The 23,308-nt window shown below is 42.0% G+C and carries 26 protein-coding genes and 1 pseudogene; 9 read left to right on the forward strand and 18 right to left on the reverse strand.

Translation table 11 applies throughout. The features are described from left to right. Positions 1-135 precede the first annotated feature (135 nt). The 5 genes from B9T29_RS00085 to B9T29_RS00105 form a co-directional block, all read right to left on the reverse strand. Complete coding sequence (locus B9T29_RS00085) at positions 136-648, reverse strand: cytochrome b (RefSeq protein ID WP_086173968.1); 513 nt, start codon at positions 646-648, stop codon at positions 136-138. Positions 649-944: 296 nt separating this feature from the next. Further along, a complete protein-coding gene (locus B9T29_RS00090; protein ID WP_086173969.1) occupies positions 945-2,600 on the reverse strand; it encodes an ArnT family glycosyltransferase in 1,656 nt (551 codons plus the stop codon). 11 nt (positions 2,601-2,611) lie between these two features. Then, complete coding sequence (locus tag B9T29_RS00095; RefSeq protein ID WP_086173970.1) at positions 2,612-2,998, reverse strand: GtrA family protein; 387 nt, start codon at positions 2,996-2,998, stop codon at positions 2,612-2,614. 11 nt (positions 2,999-3,009) lie between these two features. Continuing rightward, positions 3,010-3,978 (reverse strand): glycosyltransferase family 2 protein, encoded by a 969-nt coding sequence (locus B9T29_RS00100; protein ID WP_086173971.1) that lies wholly within the window; start codon positions 3,976-3,978, stop codon positions 3,010-3,012. Further along, positions 3,971-4,768, reverse strand: a complete 798-nt coding sequence (locus B9T29_RS00105; protein WP_086173972.1) for a ChbG/HpnK family deacetylase — start codon at positions 4,766-4,768, stop codon at positions 3,971-3,973. The genes B9T29_RS00100 and B9T29_RS00105 overlap by 8 nt, the downstream gene beginning before the upstream one ends. Before the next feature lie 591 nt (positions 4,769-5,359). On the opposite strand from B9T29_RS00105, the pseudogene thyA reads away from it, so the two are divergent. The 5 genes and pseudogenes from thyA to msrA all read left to right on the forward strand — a co-directional run. Next, a pseudogene (gene thyA, locus B9T29_RS00110) lies at positions 5,360-5,644 on the forward strand (thymidylate synthase); the annotation flags it as partial. Positions 5,645-5,877: 233 nt separating this feature from the next. Next, positions 5,878-6,390 (forward strand): dihydrofolate reductase, encoded by a 513-nt coding sequence (locus tag B9T29_RS00115; protein ID WP_086173973.1) that lies wholly within the window; start codon positions 5,878-5,880, stop codon positions 6,388-6,390. A 28-nt stretch (positions 6,391-6,418) separates the two neighbouring features. Continuing rightward, positions 6,419-7,474, forward strand: a complete 1,056-nt coding sequence (locus B9T29_RS00120; protein WP_086173974.1) for a DUF4105 domain-containing protein — start codon at positions 6,419-6,421, stop codon at positions 7,472-7,474. Between the two features lie 108 nt (positions 7,475-7,582). Next, a complete protein-coding gene (locus B9T29_RS00125) occupies positions 7,583-8,044 on the forward strand; it encodes an META domain-containing protein (protein WP_086173975.1) in 462 nt (153 codons plus the stop codon). Positions 8,045-8,159: 115 nt separating this feature from the next. Further along, positions 8,160-8,684, forward strand: a complete 525-nt coding sequence (gene msrA / locus B9T29_RS00130) for a peptide-methionine (S)-S-oxide reductase MsrA (RefSeq protein ID WP_086173976.1) — start codon at positions 8,160-8,162, stop codon at positions 8,682-8,684. Positions 8,685-8,756: 72 nt separating this feature from the next. Here the strand turns inward: msrA and B9T29_RS00135 are convergent, their stop codons facing one another. The 5 genes from B9T29_RS00135 to B9T29_RS00155 all read right to left on the reverse strand — a co-directional run bounded on the left by B9T29_RS00135 (position 8,757) and on the right by B9T29_RS00155 (position 12,456). Beyond that, complete coding sequence (locus B9T29_RS00135; protein WP_086173977.1) at positions 8,757-9,161, reverse strand: ExbD/TolR family protein; 405 nt, start codon at positions 9,159-9,161, stop codon at positions 8,757-8,759. Continuing rightward, complete coding sequence (locus B9T29_RS00140) at positions 9,161-9,781, reverse strand: MotA/TolQ/ExbB proton channel family protein (protein WP_086173978.1); 621 nt, start codon at positions 9,779-9,781, stop codon at positions 9,161-9,163. The genes B9T29_RS00135 and B9T29_RS00140 overlap by 1 nt, the downstream gene beginning before the upstream one ends. A gap of 20 nt (positions 9,782-9,801) precedes the next feature. Continuing rightward, positions 9,802-10,599, reverse strand: coding sequence for a TonB family protein (locus B9T29_RS00145; RefSeq protein ID WP_086173979.1), 798 nt, complete (start codon positions 10,597-10,599; stop codon positions 9,802-9,804). Between the two features lie 210 nt (positions 10,600-10,809). Continuing rightward, positions 10,810-11,676: a formyltetrahydrofolate deformylase gene (gene purU, locus B9T29_RS00150; protein WP_086173980.1), complete on the reverse strand. Its 867-nt coding sequence runs from the start codon at positions 11,674-11,676 to the stop codon at positions 10,810-10,812. A gap of 78 nt (positions 11,677-11,754) precedes the next feature. Beyond that, a complete protein-coding gene (locus B9T29_RS00155) occupies positions 11,755-12,456 on the reverse strand; it encodes a TetR/AcrR family transcriptional regulator (protein WP_086173981.1) in 702 nt (233 codons plus the stop codon). Positions 12,457-12,572: 116 nt separating this feature from the next. Here B9T29_RS00155 and B9T29_RS00160 point away from each other — a divergent pair, with 116 nt between their 5' ends. The 4 genes from B9T29_RS00160 (at position 12,573) to B9T29_RS00175 (ending at position 16,456) form a co-directional block, all read left to right on the forward strand. Further along, complete coding sequence (locus B9T29_RS00160; RefSeq protein WP_086173982.1) at positions 12,573-14,021, forward strand: coniferyl aldehyde dehydrogenase; 1,449 nt, start codon at positions 12,573-12,575, stop codon at positions 14,019-14,021. Positions 14,022-14,183: 162 nt separating this feature from the next. Beyond that, complete coding sequence (gene rpmB / locus B9T29_RS00165) at positions 14,184-14,420, forward strand: 50S ribosomal protein L28 (RefSeq protein WP_000048256.1); 237 nt, start codon at positions 14,184-14,186, stop codon at positions 14,418-14,420. Positions 14,421-14,432: 12 nt separating this feature from the next. Beyond that, positions 14,433-14,588, forward strand: coding sequence for a 50S ribosomal protein L33 (gene rpmG / locus B9T29_RS00170; protein ID WP_001205031.1), 156 nt, complete (start codon positions 14,433-14,435; stop codon positions 14,586-14,588). Between the two features lie 149 nt (positions 14,589-14,737). Further along, the gene (locus B9T29_RS00175) at positions 14,738-16,456 is read left to right on the forward strand and encodes a cation:proton antiporter (protein WP_086173983.1); all 1,719 of its coding nucleotides are present in this window, start codon (positions 14,738-14,740) and stop codon (positions 16,454-16,456) included. 66 nt (positions 16,457-16,522) lie between these two features. Here the strand turns inward: B9T29_RS00175 and B9T29_RS00180 are convergent, their stop codons facing one another. The 8 genes from B9T29_RS00180 to B9T29_RS00215 form a co-directional block, all read right to left on the reverse strand. After that, positions 16,523-16,801, reverse strand: a complete 279-nt coding sequence (locus B9T29_RS00180) for a hypothetical protein (RefSeq protein WP_086173984.1) — start codon at positions 16,799-16,801, stop codon at positions 16,523-16,525. Positions 16,802-16,909: 108 nt separating this feature from the next. After that, on the reverse strand, positions 16,910-17,413 hold the full coding sequence (locus tag B9T29_RS00185; RefSeq protein WP_086173985.1) for a DUF6586 family protein: 504 nt from the start codon (positions 17,411-17,413) through the stop codon (positions 16,910-16,912). Positions 17,414-17,486: 73 nt separating this feature from the next. Continuing rightward, positions 17,487-17,798: an ASCH domain-containing protein gene (locus B9T29_RS00190; protein WP_228146542.1), complete on the reverse strand. Its 312-nt coding sequence runs from the start codon at positions 17,796-17,798 to the stop codon at positions 17,487-17,489. 91 nt (positions 17,799-17,889) lie between these two features. Continuing rightward, a complete protein-coding gene (locus B9T29_RS00195) occupies positions 17,890-18,144 on the reverse strand; it encodes an RNA recognition motif domain-containing protein (RefSeq protein WP_086173986.1) in 255 nt (84 codons plus the stop codon). Positions 18,145-18,223: 79 nt separating this feature from the next. Next, positions 18,224-20,215 (reverse strand): ATP-dependent helicase, encoded by a 1,992-nt coding sequence (locus B9T29_RS00200; RefSeq protein WP_086173987.1) that lies wholly within the window; start codon positions 20,213-20,215, stop codon positions 18,224-18,226. Positions 20,216-20,431: 216 nt separating this feature from the next. Further along, positions 20,432-21,607 carry a glycerate kinase gene (locus B9T29_RS00205; RefSeq protein WP_086173988.1) on the reverse strand — a complete coding sequence of 392 codons (1,176 nt, stop codon included), beginning with the start codon at positions 21,605-21,607 and terminating at the stop codon, positions 20,432-20,434. Positions 21,608-21,698: 91 nt separating this feature from the next. After that, entirely contained in the window at positions 21,699-22,271 is a 573-nt protein-coding gene (locus B9T29_RS00210) for an HdeD family acid-resistance protein (protein WP_086173989.1), read from the reverse strand. A 132-nt stretch (positions 22,272-22,403) separates the two neighbouring features. Further along, entirely contained in the window at positions 22,404-23,162 is a 759-nt protein-coding gene (locus B9T29_RS00215) for a hypothetical protein (RefSeq protein ID WP_086173990.1), read from the reverse strand. Between the last annotated feature and the right edge of the window lie 146 nt (positions 23,163-23,308).

Below are 23,308 nucleotides of genomic sequence, written 5' to 3' on the forward strand. Positions count from 1 at the left end.
CAAATACTCCCAATCCATGAGGAGTATCGATAATAAGTCTATAAAAATACCTGACCTGTCTGACATGCTTTATATCAATAAGGCATGTTGTTCTGGGTGAACAATATGCCTATTTTTTATAGTTATAGATCTAAATCATTTCATTTTTTTAAAAAGCATACTTTTTAATACATTATCTTTGAAAATAAAATGGTGGATTAAGGCAGCACAAGCATGTAAACCTACGACTGCAATAAAAAAGTTACCTAAAAATTGATGTATCTGACCAAGATATTTAACCTCTCTAACACTGCTCAAAAGTGGCAAATTTAAAGATAAAATTTTGAAATTATCCGTGAAACTCGATAATGCAAGCCAGCCCGCTATTGGAACGACACATAAACTTACGTAAAGCGTAAATCTGACAATTTTAAATAATTTTATTTGATACGAATTAATGATCTCATTTTGAGGAATATTTCTTTTATAGAGAAAAACAAAACTCAATCTCACGAAAAATAGAATAAATATTGAAATTCCACCTATAACATGAATCTGACCCTGGACACCTGTTCTTGTTGGATCTCCACTTGTCAAATATACAATTACAACTAAAACAAAGGTAATCCAGTGTATTATTATCATAGGCTTTGGATAGTTATTGTTCATGATTTTTCCTGAATTTTAAATATTTATATAAAACTGAACCGATAAAAAAGAATAGATAAAATTTGTCTAGTAAAGTAGTGGTAGCCCAAGTTGGCTGCATATCATCTCCTAAGTTGAAGATCTTTTGTAATTTCAACATACCTTATTTCTAGCCTATAAAGGGTACTGCTATAGTCTTAAAAAGACATTGCCAGACGCTTAGAAATTCTGGGTACGAAGATTTATTTTTAATAGGCAGCTTATAAATGTTATTTCAGACATTGGATTGGGGAAAGCCTGCAAATGCAGGCTTGGTCTTATTTTTGTACTGGACCGATATTATTAAAAAAATACACATCATAATTGCGATAATGTAAAACTTGAACATTCGCATAATGAGGGTTAAAGGAGTTGCTGCGAGCCAGCACGACAAGGGCTTCTCCAGATTCGATTTTTTGATCTAGGATGGAATCGGACCACAGGTATTGCCTACGTTCGGGTTCAAAAATCAGGCCATCCTTGAGTTGTTCTGAACTACTGTCCTGGCTGGCATTCTCCCAGTCATCCACCAAATAAACAGGTTTTTGTAGATTGAGAAGGAATGGAACATCATAAAAATAGTTGTGATAAAACACAATTGGCATATTTGCCGTAATATTTTTCTGGAAAGAAACCTGATTAGCATTATTTTGAACATCAAGAATTCTGACCCCAAGACTCACGCTCATACAGAGTATTATTGCCATACTGAACATCAGTGAAAAATAGGAAATCCGCTGTTTGAGATAATAAAAAATGAGCAGAATACTGAATATAAGAATTCCAGCTCCCAAACTATAGAGTGCGGTAATATTGACATAGAGTAGATTTTTTGGCCTTGCGGTAAAAGGTAAGCTAATAAAAGCTAGACCTACAACAAGCACCAAAACAGGCGTTGCCCATGTTTGAAAACGGTTTATTTTGTTACTGGTCAGGACTCGATCCACCATGATGGCGATGAATACCGCCAAGGGAGGCGTTGCTGGCAGAATATAACCTGCAAGTTTTGATGGAGGAATTGAAAAAAAGGTCGTCACAGAAACAAACCAGATTAGCATTAAGGTTAAAATACTTGAACCGAGTGATTGGCTGAAATCCTGTTTTGAGAATTTAAATTGTGAAACAAAGAACCAGGGTAAAAAGCTGATCAACAAGCAGAGTAAATAAAATGGCCAAGGCAGCTTGTTATTAAACTGATCCGAGCTAAAGCGGCTGAATTGCTGGTCGATGAAAAAATACTGCAAAAAGGCCGGGTATTTTAAATGCATCAGATAAACCCAAGGCAGTGCAATTACACAGAAAATAATTAAACCGATGGGGTTAAGCAGAGAAGGAATTTTTTTCCATTGTTTGTTTGCGAGAACCCAGAGCAAAATGACCATTCCTGGAATTAAAATACCGATCAGCCCTTTGGTTAAAAAACCTAAGGCACATGCCACATATCCCATCCACAGAACTGACTTTTCTCCTGAAAGAGTAAAGTCGGCAAAACATAGAATAGTGATGCTGATCCAGCAAGCAAGCAACAGATCATGATTAACATACTGGCTGCTACCGAAAAAAAGCAGGCTGGTAGCCAAGATCACTACACTAAGTTGGGCAATCCGTTCATTACAATGTTTTTTTAGAAACCAGAACAAGCCAACGAGCATCATGATCCCGGCCAGTGTAGGTACGAGGCGGAGTACCCAGACATGCACTCCAAAAATTTCCATTAACACACTGCTGATCCAATGCAACAATGGTGGTTTATGCATAAAAGGCAGACCATTAAGACGAGGCACTAACCAGTCACCCGATTGCAGCATAGCCCGGCTGATATCCCCATAACGGCCTTCATCCGGAAGGGAAAAATAACGAATACCGGCACAAGCGATCAACCAGATGCTGATGCACCACAGCATTAATTTTGATGAACGGAAAAGTGGCTTCATAGCGGAATTCCCTAAGGTTTAAATGCAAAGATCCGGTTAAGAAAAAAAGTAAATAAGGCAGTAACGATAATTGTGATAATTAGTAAAATTGAAATCGGATAAGGCGTGAAATGATGCAACGCGATGAGCATCGTTTCATTAAAAACAAAGCCAGTAACTGCCACAATAATAAATTTAGGCAGCGTCTGGCGGTGTGAAATCTGGACGACATTAAAGGTAAAGATGCGGTGGCCAAAATAACTCACCCAGAATGCGGTCAAAAAACCCAATAAGTTCGCCACTGCAATGTTCATCTTTTGATGAATAAGCAGCATTGCCAAGGCATAATGGGTCAAAGCGGCCAGTAAACCAATGATTCCAAAACGCAGAAATTGAAAAAATAAGTGGGTGGATAACATAACTTAAGGCTTTATGATTTTGATTCTGTTTCAGGCACGGCCTGTCTGTTTTTTGAATGTTCAGCAGCAATAATATATTTGGGTCGGGCTTTGACCTCTGAATAAATTCGGCTGATGTATTCCCCTAAAATACCAATAAAAATCAGCTGGATTGCCCCTAAAAAGGCTAAACCAGCGGCTAGCGTTGCCCAACCGGGTACTTTGGCTCCCTCGAATAGGGTTTGTACTGTAATCCAGCAGCCATAACTAAAAGAGAAAATACCCAGAAGGATGCCTAAATAAATGCAGATCCTTAACGGTAAATCAGAAAAGGCCGTTAAACCTGAAATGGCAAGATTGAGCAGAGATTTAAAATTAAAACTCGACCGACCGCATTGGCGTTCTTTTTCGGTAAACAAAATGCCGATGCTTTTAAAACCCACCCAGGCATAAAGGCCTTTCATATACAAATTACGTTCAGGCAAGTCACGGATGGCATGCACCACCTTGGCATCGAGCAATCTAAAATCACCAGCATTTTCCGGGATATTTAATGTAGAGCTGGCATTGAGAATTTTGTAGTAAATATGGGTGAATAATTTTTTTAGCCAGGACTCGGTTTCCCGGTTACGGATGCCATAAACCATCTCATAACCTTCTTTCCATAAACTCAACATGGTCGGGATTACATTGATCGGATGCTGGAAATCGGCATCAATCAAGAGTGCCAGATCAGCATCAACATGATCTAGACCCGCATATAAAGCAGCTTCTTTACCAAAGTTACGGGAAAACTCTAGCACACGTAAAGGATAGTCTTTCTGCATGCCTTGTAATACTTCAATAGTGCTATCTTTACTACCATCATCTATAACAATGATTTCAAATCGAATATTTTCTTGTTTAAGCATTTTAGATAATGCTGGAATAAAATTTTTCAGGTTTTCTGCTTCATTGTGAGCAGGAACAACGCAGCATAAAAAAGGATTAAAATTAGACATTATATCCACCAATACGACCAAGTTTTATATTGTTGTTAGTACAGTCATGAAAAAATTGTTCTGAAGTTAAATAATTATATTCTTGTATGCGTGCACTATAAATCGAATCCGGAGTATCTGGAATTCCAATAGATGGATGACACATAATCAGTAACTGATGTTCAGCGTGACTGAACCATTGCTGACACAGGTTTGAATAATTAGTCATAGAGAAATCATAGATACCGGCGAACTGTTCATTTTGGGCAAAATTTGCTTCTTGGCATAATCGTGTTAAACGCTTTGCTCCTAACATTTGCAACAACTGACTTTTGAATTGATAGGGAGCAATATTGACTGTGTGACTCAGACTACGAATCCAGCCTTTAAACCGCTGCTCTTTTAAGAAGTCAATCAGGATTTCTCGTATGACCGGAAACTGATGGACATGCTGATGGCCATCAACAAAGTGTGGTTGCTGTCCTAGGACTTCAACAAAATGATCCCATTGCTGCTGAATGCTTTTTCGGATTAATGTTTTGTCGAGCTGATGGAACCATGCACGCAGCATGAGTTGCGCAAGTGGATAACTAAAGGTTTGAGCATCAAAGACATGGGTCAAATTTAAATGTAAGCCAATATCAATCGTTGTCGCATATTGTTTTAATTTTAATGCCTCATTTGCCCACAAAGGTGATTGTGTCATGCAGGAGGTTGCCTGTAAGGAACCCCGTTCAATTAAGTGGAAAATTGCCTGATCAATTTGGGGATTCATAGCAAAATCATCAGCACAAAAGCAGACTGTAGGCATAAATAATGACTTCTAGGTTAGATTGTCCGAATCAAAAGAGAGGGGGTTTATCTAATTTCTTATTGGATGATTATTAAGGAATAAACTTAATTAGAGCTTAAGTGAATTAGTCTCAACTTGATATGACATTGAGGTTAAAAAAGAGAAAGTTCCCTATTGTGATAAAGGAGCATATCTCAATCAAATAAAGGTAACTTTTTAATGTTACCTATTCATAATCAAATCATTAGCATATTCAATTTAGTTGAATAACTTTTAGATATTTCTAAATCCTATAAAGTCATGAGTGTATTTCAGGATACTTTTTCCATTATTAGAAACCGGTTGCATCTAGTAAGGTCGTGTACTCTGGAAAGAACTCAGGATTCTATTCATAGAACTACAGGATTGGTTAAGTGTGCTAGATATATCTATAATAAGCTTCTTAGAAAGCAACCGACTGTGTGTAGATTGTAGGTATAATTTAGTTTAGGCTTTTTTTAACAATGTTTTGGATAGACTAATTGTGCAAAATAAAAAATGCCCATTTAGCATACGGTATTAATTACCTACTTATCCAAGCATAATGTGCAGCAACTTGGGGGTATAAGGTTTCTAGGCATTCCATTTATATTGCCCGCTACGCGCTGCTCACACATATGATTGCGCAAGTCTGCGGTTTAGGGTGTCGGCGATTTTGTCTGAGCTAGAGGTGATACATATTTGTATGCTAACCCCTTTGAACAGGCCAAATTGCAGCTCAGCCGTGAGCCGATGGTACTTTGCCAATTAAAGCTAAATCCTGAAATCCAAGACATCTTCGATTTTAAATTTGAATATATTAAAATGGTTGGTTACGACTCACATCCTGCAATTAAGGCACCAGTTGCGGTTTAATTTTCCTTTTTAGAGTTCCCTCTCCTGAAGAATTGTTTAAGCACTGCTTTAAACAATTCTGCAAGTGAGGGTTAGGAAGAGGTAAATTAGTACCCTCATCCTAACCTCCTCACTGAGCCATATATGGCGCAAGAGAAGGAATTAAAAATCAAAACTTTAAATCCCTCTTCCCTCCTTTACTAAAGGGGAAAATTGTAGAAAGGATTTTGGGATTATTCACAAGGATTAAATAAATGACCTTCCAGAATTTAGAAGTTGTGCATGTTGTAGCCATGGATCAGCAACGCTGCATTGGTAAAGATAATGACTTGCCTTGGCATATTTCTGCTGACCTTAAGCACTTTAAGGAAATCACTCAAGGTGGTGTGGTGGTCATGGGTCGCAAGACTTTAGAGTCTATGGGTCGCACTTTGCCGAAACGTGTTAACTGGGTCATTACTCGGGACAATGACTGGTCATTTGAAGGCGCTAAAGTTGCCCACTCGATTGAAGATGCTTTATCTCAAGCAGTAGCCGATGTCAAAGCCTCAGAAAAACCTGATGCGATCTTTGTGATTGGTGGCGGAGAAATCTTTAAGCAGACCATGAATATTGCAGACCGCTTAGAACTCACCCACGTTGAACTGAATGTTCAAGGGGATGCCTACTACCCGGAAATTCCGGCTGAATTTAAAAAAGTCGCGTCTGAACAACATATTGACGACAAAACTGGGATTGCTTTTGAGTTCGCAACTTACCGAAAATAAAGGCAATAATTATAGATAACAGTCAAATATGCATAATATTGAAACAAGAGAATTCCTTCTTGCTTTGGGCATGGTGCTATTCCATAGCGTGTTCAGTCTTTTCGTTATTATGTCCTCTATTTGGCTGTGTCTGGCCTTGTGGTTTCAGGAACCGCTTGGCTGGTTAATGACCCGCGTATTGATTGGAATCTGGATTGCCTTTGCTTTGAGCATTCTCGGTATCTATATCAGCCAGCATTGGTTTAACCGTCAAACTGATGTCCTGATCTATGTTGTGTTTTTTCTCATCGGCTTATTCTGGTATTTTGCTCTGGAAGCCAGGCAAGATCGTGACTGGAATCCTGAAGTTGCCCAAGTGCTGACTTATCAGCAGCAGGGCGATCAAGTGACCTTACACAAGGTACGCAACTTTAACTGGCATGCTGATGGCAGTTATGATGAGCGCTGGGAAACTCGGCATTTTGATTTAAACCAGATCACCGGTGTCAATATCATTACTTCCTACTGGATGGGACCACGGATTGCCCACACCCTGGTCAGCTTTGATTTTGCCAATAGCAAGCCGCTGACCTTTTCGATTGAAATTCGCAAACAAAAAAATGAAGAGTTTTCCACCTATGGTGGTTTTTTTAGAAAATACGAACTCAGCCTGATTGCGGCAGATGAACAGGACCTGATCTATACCCGCAGCAATATTCGTGGCGAACATGTCTATTTCTTCCCGGTGAATATGTCGAAAAGCGAAATACGAGCCCTGTTTGAAGAATATCTGCGTAAAGCCAATGAATTAAACCACCAGCCGAAATGGTATAACAGCCTGACCAGTAACTGTACCACGCTGGTGTTTGACATGATCCGGGCGATATCTAAAAGACCTTTACCCACAGATTACCGCCTGCTGGCTTCAGGCTATTTACCCAATTATCTTTATGACTTGAACGCCATTTCACATGACTTAAGCATGAAACAGTGGTACGACATTGCTTATATCAACCCTCGCGTGAGCCATTTGAAACATCTTTCCAGTAGCCAGTATTCGACCCTGATTCGTCAGGGCGCACCCAAACCAATACCGGACAAATGAGCTGAATTTAAAAAAGTAAAAATAGATAAAACATAGATTTAACCCTAGTGAAAAGACTGTTTTTTTGTTTATATAGACCATAGATTAAATCAAGAACGAGAATCCAATATGTTAAAAAAATTCTTTGCTGTAGGCATACTGGGCACTGCAATTGCTTTGACAGCTTGTCAAAGCACACCAAATGCCACTTCTAATATTGAGGCGGCAAACTTGGTGCAACTACAAAATCGTAGCTGGATTGCCACCTATATTGGCAATACTGAAATTAAGACAGCAGCAACCGCCCGTAATATTCCAAGCTTACAATTTGATGCAGCAAGCAAACGGATCAGTGGTGCCGATGGTTGTAACCGTATTATGGGCAGCTATGAAGCCGGTCGAGATACCCTGCTACTCAGTCAAATGGCAGGCACCAAAATGGCCTGTCTGGACAATAACAACCTGTCTGAACAATTTAATGCAGCTTTGGTAAAAGTCGCCAACTATCAGGTTTTTGGCAAAACCCTTAAACTGCTTGATCGCCACGGCAATGTGGTACTGCAATTTACCAGCCCGGTGCAACCACGTTAAATCGTTCAAATAAAAGCCTGAAAGCTCAGGCTTTTGTGTTTAAAATGTTTAAATACATTTTAGCTTCATAGAAAGCCCCTATATTAAAAACAATAAACAAATACAGGATAAAGTTATGCAACAGGCCTTATTGGGTGGTGGATGCTTCTGGTGTGTCGAAGCCATATTTTTACAGCTAAAAGGGGTGGAAAAAGTGGTCAGCGGTTACGCCGGCGGCCATACAGAACACCCAAGTTATGATGATATTTGTCGTGGCGACACCCACCATGCAGAAGTCATTTTGATTGATTATGACGAAACCCAAATCAGCTTTGCCCAGCTGTTGGATGTGTTTTTTGCCACGCATGATCCAACCACACTCAACCGTCAAGGCAATGATATTGGCACCCAATACCGTTCCGTGATTTATTATTTTAATGCTGAACAACAACAGCAGGCAGAGCAAGCGATTGAGCATTTAAAAGCTGAAGGCCTGAATATTGTGACTGAACTCAGTCCTGCACCGAAGTTCTACCCGGCGGAAGAATATCATCAGAATTTCTTTGCCCGAAACCCTGCACAAGGCTACTGTAATTTCTCCATTCCACCGAAATTAATGAAATTGCGTAGCAAGTTTCAAGACTTGCTTAAATCTGAATAAATGCTCTTTTCAGCTGAAATCAGACATAAAAAAAGCGACCCTTAAGGTCGCTTTTTTAAGACTAGACACCAATTAGTTATCACTCATAAAAGCAATATCACTGAGCCCGGCTTCGCTCGCACGTGACATCACTTGTGCAACCGTGTCATAGCGTGATTCTTTATCTGCGCGAAGTTGAACGGTTGGTTTACGTTCCGCCTGCCCCGCTTCATTAAAACGGGTTTGCAGTTCTTCAAGGCTAATCACCTGATCATTCCAGGCCACTTCACCCTTGGCATTAATACTGATAGTGATGGCCTTCGGTGGCGGTTCGGTAATTTCCGCCGTGGTTTTTGGCAAGGTTAATGGAATTGATGGGTTAGCAACGGTTGCTGTCACCAGGAAGATGATCATCAATACCAACATAATATCGATCAGTGGAATGAGGTTCATCTCATTCATACCTACATCGTTGTCTTCGCCCAATTGAAAGCCCATTAAGCTTGACCTCCAACCAAATTATTTGTTGTTGCTTTAGATGCTACCTGAGCTGAACTGTCTTGTTGCAACATGGTATCAATCAATAAACTGTGTGCCTGGTCTTGTAGCTCATGTGACAAACCACGGTTCACACGGGTACAAATGTTATAAGCCAATACTGCAGGAATCGCTACAGCCAAACCCAGACCGGTCATAATCAAGGCTTCACCTACTGGTGTCGCCACTTGAGCCAAGCCTGCCTGACCGCTTTTACCTACTGCAACCAGTGCGTGGAAAATACCCCAAACCGTACCAAACAAACCCACAAAAGGTGCCAGTGAAGCAATTGTACCCAGCACTGCCACGCCTTTTTCTGCATGGGCTTTTTCAGCTGAGATTTGACGCAACAAAGCCTGTTCTGCTACGGCTTTACGTTGTTCAAAATTTAAATGCGCAAATTTTGCTTTTAACTTGCTTAAGGCCTGAGAAAGTTGAGCATAAGCCTGTTGCTTCAGTTGGCGAGTCCCCATTACACGTAAAACGAAGATGGTCCATGTCGTAATTGACATTGCCAATAACACGAAATACAGGGTTTTACTCACTGCATCAGCATGTTGCCAATAAACTGAAAAGTTCATACTCGAACTCCTGATAAATGTTAGCCGTTAGGATTCAAGGTCAATTCTAATGGCAGGTTAGCCTTGATTGGATAAGCCACGCCATTTTCTTTGTACGGTTTGAATTTGGAACTACGCACTGAGCGTAAAATCTTTTCATCTAAAGCAGGCAAACCACTTGAGCGTGTAATGCGCGCTGAAGTAATCACCCCTTTTTCATTTGCTTCAATATATACCATGGCATTACGCGTTTGACCTTCCAAGTCGCTATTGCTATAGGACGGTCGTGGCGAACGGCTCCATTGCACCCCGGAACCTCCAATTGAGACATTTTTCGGAGCTGGCGGTGCAGGTGGCGATGGTGGTGCGACTGGCGCTGGCGGTGTAACCGGTGCGGGTGGTGGAGTTACCGGTGCAGGTTTCACCACTCTGGTTTCAGAAACTGTTGTTGTTACTGTAGGTTTAGGCGGTGCTTCAACCGGTTTAATCACCGGTTTTGCTGTTTCTGCCTTTTTAACCTGTTGAACCTTCTCTACCTTTTTCGGCGGTGGCGGAAGCTGTTTTTCGACAATTTTAACTTCTTTCACCGGCTTAGGCTTAGGCTGCTCTTTTTTAGGTTCAGCTTTCGGCTTAGATGGTAACGGTTTTGCTGGCTCTTGAATTTTTACAAAACGCACCTTTAACGGTTCTTTTTCAATCGGCTTCAATTCTGGTGTTTTCATCTGCCCTACCGCCCACAACACACCCATGTGACCAACCACAACAGCAATAAGCGCCGTGATAATTTTCTTTTTCATTGGATTGGGAGTTTGCATATTTAGAGCGGAAGATTGACTCATTAAAATCAGTTACCTAATTTAAGCGATTGTTGATCAATTAAGATTTAAGCAATCAAGCTCATCGGTTAGTACAATTAAAGCATGCCAATAATAAATGAGAAGTGTTTTCATTTGCAACTATTAAAATGTCAGTTTTGATGAGTTTTTTGAATCAAAAACAAAAAAGGCATGCCTAAAACATGCCTTTTAAATTGATAGGTATAACAATACTTATTGGAAAACAACGGTTTTGTTGCCATCCACAATAATACGGTCTTCAAGATGCCATCTTACCGCACGGGCCAAAACATTGCGTTCCACATCTTGTCCAAGTTCACGCAACTGCTCTACGGTAAAATCGTGATTTACACGTTCTACATCCTGTTCAATGATCGGGCCCTGATCGAGGTCAGCAGTCACATAATGCGCTGTTGCACCAATCAGTTTCACCCCTTTGTCATAGGCCTGTTTATAGGGATTGGCACCGACAAAGGCTGGCAAGAAGGAATGGTGAATATTGATGATTTTCATTTCCCACTTTTGCACGAATTCTTCGTCCAAAATCTGCATGTAACGCGCGAGGATCAGTAAATCGTTACCCTGCATGATTTCATCAATCTGGCTGTAGGCTTCACGTTTGTTTTCTTTATTGACCGGCACAACTTCAAATGGAATGCCAAAGTTTTCTACCGCTTCACGCAAGGTGTCATGATTCGATACCACCTTGGTGATTTCGCATGGCAAACCGCCACGCGCATGGCGCCATAACAGTTCTAGCAAGGCATGATCCACTTTAGAAACCAGAATCCCGACTTTTTTCACATCACTGACCAGTGCCAGACGCCAGTGCATTTCATAGCGTTCGGCTACATTGGTCGCAAAAGTCTGGGTCAGACTTTCTTTACGGCTTTGCAAATTGTCCAGTTCAAACTCAACACGCATGAAATAACGCCCGCCTTGAGCTTCCGTTGCGTATTGATCAAGTGCGGTAATATTTGCTCCCTGATGATACAAAAAGCTTGAAACAGCTTGCACGATACCTGGTTTATCTTCACAAGTAATCAGTAAACGTGCTGTGTTAGCAGTGGACATATTCATGTTGGTTAATATCACTAATCAGTTAAATTGAAAAACAAGCCGAGTATTCTAACGCTTTTTGCAGGCTTTCTAAATAGGCTAGCTCGCATCATGTTTTTTGCTTGAGGATAAACTCTCAAAAAGCTCTGAAGGGCCAAATGTTTCGAGTAAATGTTCATAGGTATGACGGCTTTCACCACGCAAGTAAGCCCCTTCCAGGAACACCATTTGACGCAATGCCTGCCACACCCATTTTTCTTCCAGATGGTTCGAATCGGTAATATGACCCGACATGTACAGGAAGTTGGTCCAGTTGGTCAAAACAATCCACAAGTTGATAATCAGGGCTTCAATTTCTGAATCCGTCATTTCCATCAAGCCCGCATTGACGAAGGCCTTATAGATTTTTTGTCCCTGCTGCATCACCTGACCGGCAAAGCGTGGGTACATTTTTCGAAAATCTTCATTACTTTCAACCAGATGATAAACATCACGATGCAAAAATCGATAGGCCCAAAGCTGGCTGCTGAGCACCTGAAAATAGCGAATTTTATCATTGGCATCGAGCGCACGATCATCAGGCAGAGCCAGCATCTCCAAAGTTTCGCTTTGGTACTGCTCCATCAGCTCTTTGATAATTTCGTTTTTATTGCGAAAATGGTAATACAAATTACCCGGACTCATATTTAGTTCAGCTGCAATATGATTGGTTGTTACTGAACGCTCACCGCGCTCATTAAATAACTGTAAGCTGAGTTGCAAAATACGTTCTTTGGTTTTCACCGTTTTGGAGTGAGACATCCTAAAGTAACCATTCATTCAATAGGTTAGCGAGCTAACACATAAAGTAACTTGACTATTTAGAGCTTTTACTCTAAAAATTAAATTAATCGCTTTTTATTTAATGGTAGCAGGTCATGAACAGTCAAACAAAAACAACTTCAATGACACCACATTCGTTTAATATTCAGCACTTACACGACGTGCTAGCACAGCAAAAGCATGCCTATCTACGTTATCCCTTACCATCGGCAAAAGAACGGATTGATCGTTTAGCACGTCTAAAGCGTATCTTAGTTAAATATCAAGATCAATTTGCCGAAGCAATTAATCAAGACTATGGTAACCGTTCTATTAGCGAAACCAAAATCGGTGAATTACTCACCTGTCTTGAACAGATTAAGTATTATAGCAAGCATTTGACCAATTGGATGAAACCATCGAAACGTCATGTTGGAATTATCCATCAGCCGGCAAAAGCCTGGGTTCAATATCAACCCTTGGGTGTAGTCGGTATTATTGCCCCATGGAACTATCCTTTATTGTTGTCGGTTGGTCCATTAATTTGTGCTATCGCGGCCGGCAATCATGCCATGATCAAGATCTCCAGTGCTTCCAGCCATTTTGGTCGTGCACTGGAAAAAGCATTAGGCGAAGCATTTCCAACTGAACTTGTGGCTGTGATCAATGGGGGCGGTCCAGTTTCCGATGCGTTTAGCCATTTGGCCTTCGATAAAATTATTTTTACCGGTTCAACCGAGATTGGTAAAACGGTCATGGCAGCAGCTTCAGAAAACTTGGTGCCGGTAATTTTAGAGCTGGGCGGCAAATCACCGGTACTGGTTCATCCTTCTATTGATTTAGAAGATGTGGCACAGCGCCTGGCTGCGGGTAAACTCTGGAATTCAGGTCAGACCTGTGTGGCTCCTGACTATATGTTTCTGCCTAAAGGAAGAACTGCCGAATTTATTGACCACTTTAAAGCCTGCGTAGAAGAGATGTATCCAAGTATTCAATATAATCAGGATTACACTTCCATTATTAATGACAAACAATACAACCGCCTGCAAGGTTATCTGGAAGATGCACACACGCAAGGTGCAAAAATTATTGAGTTAAATCCAGCACATGAAGATTTAAGCAAAGTTCGGAAAATTGCCCCAACTCTGGTGACTGGCGTTACGACTGAAATGCGCATTATGAAAGAAGAGATCTTTGGCCCAATCCTTCCTATTCTAGAATATGATCAAATTGACGATGTTATTGACTTTATTAATAGCCGTCCTCGTCCTCTTGCATTATACTATTTCGACTTTGATCAAGCTCGTGCCGACTATGTCGCACAGCATACTCATTCAGGGCATTTCGGGCAGAATATGGTATTGACCCATGTAGCACAGGATGACTTACCTTTTGGTGGGGTCGGTGCTTCAGGAATGGGCAAATATCATGGTCCAGAAGGTTTCTTCAGTTTGTCGCATGAACGGTCAGTGATGTCTAATCCAAAGCTGTATAGCTTAAAATTCATTCTCCCGCCGTTTAATAAGCCGATTCACAAACTAATTTCGAAGACCCTTCTTCGTTAACTGATCAAGGCATGATCTATCACACCTGATCATGCCACGTTTTTCTTAAATTCGCTTGTCTTTTAAGCGTATTTTTGGTATAAAACGCCCCTTGAATGATTTCATCCGTTTACTTTTAATGACTAGCCGCACAATCGGTGCTGTCTAGCAATGGAGTTCACCATGTCTAAGGTTTGCCAAGTTACCGGCAAGCGTCCAGTCGTTGGCAACAACGTCTCGCACGCCAATAACAAAACCAAACGCCGGTTCGAGCCGAACCTGCATCACCACCGTTTCTGGTTAGAAAGCGAAAAACGTTTCGTACGTCTTCGTTTAACCACTAAGGGTATGCGTATTATCGACAAATTGGGCATTGAAAAGGTTGTTGCTGATCTTCGTGCTCAAGGTCAAAAGATCTAAGGAGTCAGTACAATGCGTGATAAAATTCGTCTAGTTTCTTCAGCTGGTACAGGTTATTTCTATACTACGACTAAGAACAAACGTACTATGCCGGAAAAAATGGAAATCAAAAAATTTGATCCAAAAATCCGTCAACACGTAATCTTCAAAGAAGCTAAAATTAAATAATTTTGACTTCTTAAAAAAAGCGGCCCTCTGGGTCGTTTTTTTTGCATTTTTTTTATTCAGCTTGTTACACTTCTAGGCATTCTTTTTTGGCACTTTTTGTGCTTATTCTTTTTTACCCTTAACTTTGGCTCAAGCTTAAGGAGTTTTTAGTGCCTCATGACGTAGATCTCATCATATTATTAGCCGTTGGCTTTGGACTGGCGCTTATTTTTGGCTATATTGCTGCACGTATTCGTCTTCCTCCCCTAATTGGCTATTTAGTTGCGGGTATTGTGATTAGCCCGAATACGCCAGGTATTGTGGGAGATATTCACCTTGCCAACCAGCTAGCTGAACTTGGGGTCATGTTCCTGATGTTTGGTGTCGGGATGCACTTTTCCCTAAGCGACCTGATGCAGGTACGGCGTATTGCCTTACCAGGTGCAGTGCTGCAAATTGCAGTAGCCACCTTACTGGGCATAGGTGTTTCCATGATATGGGGCTGGAACTTTGGCTCGGCACTGGTTTTTGGTCTGAGTCTGTCCTGTGCCAGTACTGTGGTATTACTCAAAGCTTTGGGTGACCGGGGCTTGGTTAACTCCGTGAACGGTAAAATTGCCGTGGGCTGGTTATTGGTTGAAGATCTGGTCATGGTGCTGGTTTTGGTCCTGCTTCCTGCTACAGCCGCTTTGCTAGGTGGCACAGCGATTGCTGGCTCAGATCCCAATGCCAATATCTGGATGACCTTGGCCATTACCCTGCTTAAAGTCGCCGGCTTTATTGCTTTTATGCTGATTGTAGGGAAACGTCTGGTGCCATGGATTATGCAGGTCGTGGCACGCTTGGGATCACGTGAGCTGTTTACCCTAACCGTAGTAGCAGCCGCAGTCTCCATTGCATTTGGTGCCTATAAAATCTTTGGGGTATCCATGGCACTGGGGGCATTCTTTGCCGGGATGGTGGTGAAAGAATCTGATTTCAGCCACCGTGCAGAAGAAGAAACCTTACCTTTACGTGAAATTTTCTCGATTTTATTCTTTGTGTCGGTGGGAATGCTTTTTGATCCGATGATTTTAATGCAGCAACCGTGGCATGTGCTTGCCGTGGTGGCCATTATCATGATTGGCAAAACCATTGCCGCGATGGCACTGGTACTGTTCTTCCGTTATCCAATTAATACCGCTTTAACAGTCGGTGCCAGTCTTGCACAAATTGGCGAGTTTTCCTTTATTTTGGCAACCTTGGGAGTTTCACTACATCTATTGTCTTTAGAGGGACAAAATCTGATTTTAGCTGGTGCACTCATCTCGATTACGCTTAATTCATTCATCTTCTCTGCCATTGAACCGGTACAAAACTGGATTCGTGAACGCTCGCATTTGGCGCGCCTGCTTGAACGTAGTGGTGACCCGCTATCCATGTTGCCAGATGAAGTTTCTCAAGAGTACTTGCGAGATCAGGTGGTGATTGTCGGTCATGGTGAAGTCGGTCGTCGCATTACCAAAGCCTTAATGAAGCAAGATATTAAAGTGGTGATTGCCGAAGAAAATCGTGAGATCGTTGAAAGTTTACGTGCCAAAGGCATTGCCGCTGTGTCGGGGCATGCGACCGAAGCCGGTGTACTCATTCAGGCGCATATACAACATGCGCGCCTTCTGGTGCTTTCTCCAATGGATATTCTGGATATTCATAAAATTGTTGATATTGCCAAAACATTGAATCCACAGATTCAGGTGCTGGTCTGTGCCGAAAGCAAGGAAGAAGCTGAAGTGATTCGTCGTGAAAATATTGGTGAAGTTTATTTTGCCAAAGAAGAAATGGCGAAAAATATGACCAATCATATTTTAAATCAAATCCAGCTGGCTCATCATCAGGCGCCCACCCACTAACTGATGTGTGAATGAACCGCCCATAAAAAAGCGCACATCGGTGCGCTTTTTTACATTTACAGAGAGTTAACTCATATATTGGGGTTGTTCATCAACAATTTCAGCCTGCCATTCGTTGACCTGCTTTTCCATCATTGCAAACAAGGCAGCTTGCACCATATGCTGGGCAATCACTGGCGTTTGATCACCAAGTAACGCTTTGACTTCATCATTAAACTGAATTTTGACCAGTGGTTCTTTTTCAGAGCCTGCATTTCGCAATGCCAACTCACCACCTTCAAGTTGAACAAGCTCTAAAATCGCTTCTTGATTACCAAATAATTCTTTCAAATGTTCTATAGACATATATCCTCCATGTTCAACATGGTGGCAAAGGGCTGTTGCGCTTTGCATTGCTTAGACTATTTTATATAAGGTCGATGCCAGAAACTTCAAGAGCATTGGTCGTAAAGTTTAAAATTCCACCATCTCATTGCGAAAACCGTCAATTAATTGAGTCAAATCGCGATGCCATTCACGCAATATTTTGGTATCCGGCAACCAGGCCTGTGGGGTTTGGGTCACTTTAATAATCAGGTTGGAAGATGTTTCATCTTCAGGTTCCGGTGCACTCGGTTCCGGTGCATATTGGCACATACGGTAGGCACGTTTTAGCTCGGCAATAAAGCCCTGTTTAGCCAGCTGCTGCATTACGGTCACTTCAGGCGAGATCTGTCCTTTTTCTGCCATGTGCTCTTCAATAGACTTCAATGTTGGGGCAAAGTCGTTTAAACGGTAGTAACGCACCAACTCTTGCAGAAATGCCAATACTGCACCATGCAGGTGAAATACAGCAGCTTCGCGATGGGCCTGCGCCTGTTGAACATGATCTGTTTGTTCTGCTTGTTGGCATGCAAGACGGGCAAAATACAATTTTTGATTGGTACGATCCGCATGAAAGCGCGCAACACGAGACATGGTGATTTCCTAAATTTTGGCGTGAGTTACATCGCTAAGATTAAACTTAATCTTGTCCAATTCACAATAAAAATTATGCATGATCCATTTCAATGAAATAGATTTTGCGCTTTGCCTGCACTGCAATGGGCGGATCAATAGGACGCACATTGCTGATTTCCCAAGCCCAATATCCTGCTGCCCAGTATGTAGCGCTCGCTGCTTCAATTTCATCTTTACCCCAGGGATGAACGGATTCAATATCCACAATTGCCACAGCTATGCCTGCTTCTTCATCCCCTGCTTTGCTCAGGTAGTTTTTATTTTCCACAATTACCAAATCTTTTAAGGGTAACTGTTCAGGTTGCCATGAGCGTATTTCCAGTCGCTTTTGCCCTTGAGCAATGCGCTATCCAGCCGGTGTAACGATTGAAAGTGCAGCTAAAGTCCGTTTCATTTTCTATCCATAAAAAAAGGAGCCAAGCTCCTTTTATTGTTTATTCTGCTGCAGGCTTGTCTTCAGCCTGCTTGACGCGAATGCCCTGTCCATGCAAACGCAAAGTATTTAAGCCTTTAATCGCTTTAACTGCTTCACGGCCATGCGGCATTTCCACAAAAGCAAAACCTTTTGATTTACCTGTTGCAGCGTCTAAAACCAAAGTGCATGAATCTACCGTGCCATATTGCTTGAACAACTCAAGCAATTCAGCTTCTGTCACTGTACGTTCTAAATTTCGAACTAAAATTTTCATCTGATGACCTTAAAATAGGCTAAAAAAACCAAAAAGCACTCGCCTACTTACTTTTTGCACTTCAATATATCGGGATAGTTTAATCGAGATCGATACCAAAATCTAAATTAATCGATTGCCGTTCAATTAAGGCACTTTTCACGGTTTGCTGACGCGGCTTGTAATGGGTTTCGGTGGTACAAAGGTTACGGGTTAAATCATTGAAGAAATAGCTTTCAATTTTGCGTCCCTGTTCATCCACCTGATCCCGCGCCCAGAGATTCAGATTCTGCTTGGTTAAAATCAGTTCATTTTTGGCACGGGTTAACGCCACATATAACACACGGCGCTCTTCTTCCACTTCATCAAAATTGCCTTGTGCACGTGCATGCGGATACTGTCCGGCAGAAACATTGGCCACATAGCAAATCTTCTGTTCAGTACCCTTGGCAGAATGAATGGTAATCAGTGTCACCACATCATCTTCAGACTGGCGTTCAATCTCACTGATCGATACCGGATCGAGTACATATTCTTCCAGAAATTCACTCAGCTGATCCTGTTTGGTGGCCAGCTGTTTGACCAGATCAAAATCACCCATGCGTTTCGACCAGTCTTTCTTAGCGTAATTTTCTTCCAGCTGCTCCAGCAGGGCTTCTATACCCAAAGTCACGCAGGCCTGCACCTGATCTTTCAAAACAGTCATCTGCTTCATGATCAGCAGGGTTTTTTCAGGAATCCGTCCGAATTTTTCCAGTTTCTCGAAAATCAGATCCTGATCGGGCTGCTGCAATAATTGCTGTGCCAGCTTGCTTGCTCCTACATCGCCCACGCCATTCCATAAGGTCAGGAAACGCATCCAGGCAATATCATCCAGAGGATTGGCAATCACCCGCAACAAACTAAGCAGGTCTTTAACATGCGCAGTTTCCAGAAGCTTCATGCCACCAATAAAACGGTACGGTACATTGGCCTGAATAAAAGCCGCTTCGATGTGACGTGCCGCAAAACTGGAACGCACCAGCACCATATGATCATGCCACGGCGTGCCTTCCAGAAAATGTCGCTCTTTGATGTCGATGGCAATCCACTTTGCTTCATCAAACTCGTTTGGGAAAATATGCAGTTTGGGTTTAATGCCCTCGCCACGATGCGCATCCAGACGTTTGTCATACTGAATTGGGCTTTGATCAAGCAACCAATTCGACAAGTCCAGAATTTCCTGAGTAGAACGGTAGTTTTGTTCCAGTTTAAAAATTTTCGCATCTGGCACACGTTCCTTGAAATGGTGGATATTTTCAAAGTCCGCACCACGAAAACCGTAAATGGACTGGGCATCGTCCCCGACACAGAATAAATGGACTTTATCTTTTAAAGGTTCCAGCAATGCCCATTGCAAGGGATTGGTATCCTGCATTTCATCGACCAGCATGTGCTGGCAAATCGAGGCCACATAATCGGTGAGTCCTTCGGATTGCGCCAGTGCAGAAGCCACCACCGCCAAGATATCATCATAATCCAGAAAGCTGCGTGCACGTTTTCGTGCCTCATACTCTTTCATGATTTCAGCGATTTGATCTTTATATTCCAGAAATTCAGGATGCTGTTTTTCTAAAGAAATGCTGAGTTTTTGTCGGGTATTTCGCGCAAAGGAATATAGGTCACACAGCTGCTGAGGCTTGGGCAGTGCATTGGGATTTTTCTTATCATCCTTGCCGCGAATCAGGCGAAACATCATCAACTGATCATCACGATCAATAATCGAAAACTGTTCCAGACCAAAGGCTTTCGGAATACGGCGCAGCAAATACATGCAAAAAGTATGAAAGGTGGATGCGCGCAAGCCCTTGGCCTGATCACCCAAAGCCAGTTCCACCCGTGCCACAATTTCACTGGCGGAACGACGGGTAAAGGTCAGAATCTGAATCTGATTCGCTGGAACGCCCTGATCAATCAGATAGGCTGCCCGAGCCACAATGGTTTTTGTTTTGCCACAGCCTGCCCCTGCAAGTACCAGACTGTGCTTTGATTCAGTCGTGGCAGCCTGTTTTTGTTGCGGGTTTAATTCATTGATCAGGGTGGCTAAACTCATGGTGTCTCATCGTGCTAGGTAGACGAATAGTTTAACAGAGCTGGCCATAAATCTGAGATTGATCTACTTAAAAATTGAAGCTATCCCTATATTCTGCCATCCAGAAAGGCGACATGGATGTCGCCTGTTGAACTGTGAAACATGGATGTTGAATCAGTTCAACAAAGGATTTTTGTTACTTTTCATCCTTGAAAAGTAAAGCAATGCCTACAAAAATCATTCTGTCTTCTGTACGCCAAATGGGGCTGTATCCAAATTATTAATAACCTCTAAAGCAATGTTCATTACCACATCCTCCAAATGCCTTTCCGCATTTTTTAATGCATCCTCCAAATCACAATCTGGTGGATTAATACCTATAATCTGAGTAAAACCTTCCTCATAAAGCTCTTCTATTCCCTCACCCACCAAACCAGCAAAGGCAATCACAGGCTTATTCAATCGCTTCGCGACCTGTGCCACGCCATAAGGCGTTTTACCGAACTTGGTCTGGAAATCAATTCTACCTTCACCGGTCAACACATAATCGGCTTGGGCAATTTTTTCGACCAGATGAGTCTGCTCAATCATCAGTTCAACTCCAGATTGAATTTTTGCCCCCGCAAACACCATCAAGCCAAAACCTAAACCGCCTGCTGCACCGGCTCCCGCAATCTCTCGACAATCTATTCCAAGTTGCTGCTCAATCATATCGGCAAAATGATTTAAGTTATTATCCAGAATTTTCACCATTTCAGGCGTAGCCCCTTTCTGCGGGCCAAAAACATAGGATGCACCATTTGCACCACATAAAGGATTACTCACATCACTGGCAATGATGATTTCTGTTTGTGCTAAACGCGCATCCAAACCGGAAAGATCAATCTTTTTAATCTGATCAAGCTGACCACCACCTACAACAACATCGCATTCTGCTGCATCGAGGAATTTCACACCCAAAGCCTGCGGCATGCCCGCACCGGCATCATTGGTGACACTACCGCCTAAACCGATAATGATTTTAGATACGCCTAAACCCAGTGCCATCTTGATCATTTCTCCCGTACCCAATGTGGTGGTGAGCAAAGGATTTCGCTGAACGGGTTCTAAAAGATGGATGCCATTGGCTTTGGCCATTTCGATAATGGCTGTTTTTCCCTCATCCACAAGGCCAAAGTAAGTGTGGATTTTTTGTGAGGCTAATGGGCCAGTCACTTCACACTCAATTTTTTGTCCGCCCTGTGCAGTAATCAAAGCATCCACAGTACCCTCGCCGCCATCCGCCATAGGTACATGAATAAAATGTGCATCTGTAAAAACTTTCTGGATGCCGCGTTGCATGGCCTGACAAGCCTGTTCAGCGGTCATACTTTCTTTAAATGAGTCGGGAGCAAGCACAAAGGTTTTAGGCATAATCTTTAACAAGTGAAATGAACAAATCTTTTATACAACCTGGAAAAATAATAAAAAAGAGCGCATAAAGCGCTCTTGTACCAAATACAGTTTATATATCAGCCGAACTTGGCGGTAATTCACGTTTAATATAAGACGCCAGAGTCAGATAGTTAATGCCCTGAAACAAGATATCTATGGCAAGGAACAGCCCCAACACCCAGAAGGATGCATCCGGTGATATTAAAATAATGATGCCTGTAATCAGGGTCAGCAGGCCGGAAAATAATATCCATCCCCAACCTTGATAGGCTTTAAAAATAAAGGCACTCATCACCCGGATGGCCCCCGCCACAATTAGCACAATCGCCAGCAAATTGGTCAATACAATGGCAGTTTTTACCGGTGTGCTAAAAGCATAATATCCGGCAACAAGATACAGCACACCAAACAATGCCCATAACCAGCGAGCGCCACCTTCAAAAATTTTAAAAGCTGCAATAAAGTGCAGCACACCGCCAATCATCATCAATATGCCAAACAGGAACACCACAGAAAGTGTGGCAAAAGGCAAAGATGCAAGCAGCACAATCCCAAACAGTGTGAGCAGAATACCCAAACCCAAATACCACTTTCGATTTTCATGCAGCTGATGTCGGACTAAGTCATTTCCTACTGTTTTCATGTTTTTCTCAAGTCTTTTGTTTAGGAATACTGTTAGTTGTATCTGATTTCAGCACAAAAGTCAGTTCTTTAGATGCATTTTTATCCACAGCCACCTGCTCAACTGGGGATAAAAGCAACATTATCCCCAATACTATTTTTTCCAGCCCAGCTCGATTGCAGTAATTTCGTTGATTAAAGTCTGCTCCAAGCGATCTGGCATTTTGCTTTTTTGTTCAGATAGCGGAATATGCCCCGCCATCAACTCGGCTTTGGCTTGAGGAAATAAAGGCTGTTGCTTTGGATAGGCATAACCTAGCGGATAAATGGGCTGCCCTGTCGCTAAATCATATTTATCACTTGCCCCAAAAGCATGTAGTAACTCATGCACCAATACAATCTTGTTTTGTGCAGACTGCTTTTTTGATGCAAATAAATTCACCGAGCTAATTCGGCCTTTTTGCAGGGCTGTGGAATGTTTTAATTCTTTAGTCTGTTCGGGATCATAATAATTTAAATACAGGGTCACACTGGGTGAACCGTCAGCACTTTCATGCTGTTTCCAGGCATAAAAACGGAATCTTAAACTCCATAAAATGGTATCAATCAGTGTTGCATGCTCAAGCACTTTAGGAGGTACTCGTTTAAGCTCACGTCCCATTTGAAAATACAGTGCTATTGGTTGTCCACGATATTGTGCCGACATCTGCTGTAAATATTCTTGAGCGCCACTCAACTCCGCCAGATGAAGTGATTGGATATAATTTTGAGTTGCCGACCGCCCATCTGCATTGATGGGATGCAACTTAACAATAATAGGTTTCGACCAGTCCTGATTTTGATCACGATAAGCATTGACTGCAACAATCAATAGCACGATGAGCAAGCACAGTATCCGAATGTTTTTCCACATCTCTTTTCTCGTTATTTTAAAAAATGTCTACTTTCCCAATTAGATATGCGCCGACGTCATCCACAGCTGTTCGAGTCAGACCTTTTAAAATATATAATGTTTCTACGAAGGATGAAAAAGCTGACGGTAACTGGCGAATTCTGTGG

This window comes from Acinetobacter sp. ANC 3903, from assembly GCF_002135315.1.
Lineage (GTDB): Bacteria > Pseudomonadota > Gammaproteobacteria > Pseudomonadales > Moraxellaceae > Acinetobacter.

Bases quoted from the DNA above. Each gene is read 5' to 3' on its own strand.
- B9T29_RS00085 (WP_086173968.1), bottom strand. From the start codon at position 648: ATGAACAATAACTATCCAAAGCCTATGATAATAATACACTGGATTACC.
- B9T29_RS00090 (WP_086173969.1), bottom strand. From the start codon at position 2,600: ATGAAGCCACTTTTCCGTTCATCAAAATTAATGCTGTGGTGCATCAGC.
- B9T29_RS00095 (WP_086173970.1), bottom strand. From the start codon at position 2,998: ATGTTATCCACCCACTTATTTTTTCAATTTCTGCGTTTTGGAATCATT.
- B9T29_RS00100 (WP_086173971.1), bottom strand. From the start codon at position 3,978: ATGTCTAATTTTAATCCTTTTTTATGCTGCGTTGTTCCTGCTCACAAT.
- B9T29_RS00105 (WP_086173972.1), bottom strand. From the start codon at position 4,768: ATGCCTACAGTCTGCTTTTGTGCTGATGATTTTGCTATGAATCCCCAA.
- B9T29_RS00115 (WP_086173973.1), top strand. From the start codon at position 5,878: ATGACCTTCCAGAATTTAGAAGTTGTGCATGTTGTAGCCATGGATCAG.
- B9T29_RS00120 (WP_086173974.1), top strand. From the start codon at position 6,419: ATGCATAATATTGAAACAAGAGAATTCCTTCTTGCTTTGGGCATGGTG.
- B9T29_RS00125 (WP_086173975.1), top strand. From the start codon at position 7,583: ATGTTAAAAAAATTCTTTGCTGTAGGCATACTGGGCACTGCAATTGCT.
- msrA (WP_086173976.1), top strand. From the start codon at position 8,160: ATGCAACAGGCCTTATTGGGTGGTGGATGCTTCTGGTGTGTCGAAGCC.
- B9T29_RS00135 (WP_086173977.1), bottom strand. From the start codon at position 9,161: ATGGGCTTTCAATTGGGCGAAGACAACGATGTAGGTATGAATGAGATG.
- B9T29_RS00140 (WP_086173978.1), bottom strand. From the start codon at position 9,781: ATGAACTTTTCAGTTTATTGGCAACATGCTGATGCAGTGAGTAAAACC.
- B9T29_RS00145 (WP_086173979.1), bottom strand. From the start codon at position 10,599: ATGAGTCAATCTTCCGCTCTAAATATGCAAACTCCCAATCCAATGAAA.
- purU (WP_086173980.1), bottom strand. From the start codon at position 11,676: ATGAATATGTCCACTGCTAACACAGCACGTTTACTGATTACTTGTGAA.
- B9T29_RS00155 (WP_086173981.1), bottom strand. From the start codon at position 12,456: ATGTCTCACTCCAAAACGGTGAAAACCAAAGAACGTATTTTGCAACTC.
- B9T29_RS00160 (WP_086173982.1), top strand. From the start codon at position 12,573: ATGAACAGTCAAACAAAAACAACTTCAATGACACCACATTCGTTTAAT.
- rpmB (WP_000048256.1), top strand. From the start codon at position 14,184: ATGTCTAAGGTTTGCCAAGTTACCGGCAAGCGTCCAGTCGTTGGCAAC.
- rpmG (WP_001205031.1), top strand. From the start codon at position 14,433: ATGCGTGATAAAATTCGTCTAGTTTCTTCAGCTGGTACAGGTTATTTC.
- B9T29_RS00180 (WP_086173984.1), bottom strand. From the start codon at position 16,801: ATGTCTATAGAACATTTGAAAGAATTATTTGGTAATCAAGAAGCGATT.
- B9T29_RS00185 (WP_086173985.1), bottom strand. From the start codon at position 17,413: ATGTCTCGTGTTGCGCGCTTTCATGCGGATCGTACCAATCAAAAATTG.
- B9T29_RS00195 (WP_086173986.1), bottom strand. From the start codon at position 18,144: ATGAAAATTTTAGTTCGAAATTTAGAACGTACAGTGACAGAAGCTGAA.
- B9T29_RS00200 (WP_086173987.1), bottom strand. From the start codon at position 20,215: ATGAGTTTAGCCACCCTGATCAATGAATTAAACCCGCAACAAAAACAG.
- B9T29_RS00205 (WP_086173988.1), bottom strand. From the start codon at position 21,607: ATGCCTAAAACCTTTGTGCTTGCTCCCGACTCATTTAAAGAAAGTATG.
- B9T29_RS00210 (WP_086173989.1), bottom strand. From the start codon at position 22,271: ATGAAAACAGTAGGAAATGACTTAGTCCGACATCAGCTGCATGAAAAT.
- B9T29_RS00215 (WP_086173990.1), bottom strand. From the start codon at position 23,162: ATGTGGAAAAACATTCGGATACTGTGCTTGCTCATCGTGCTATTGATT.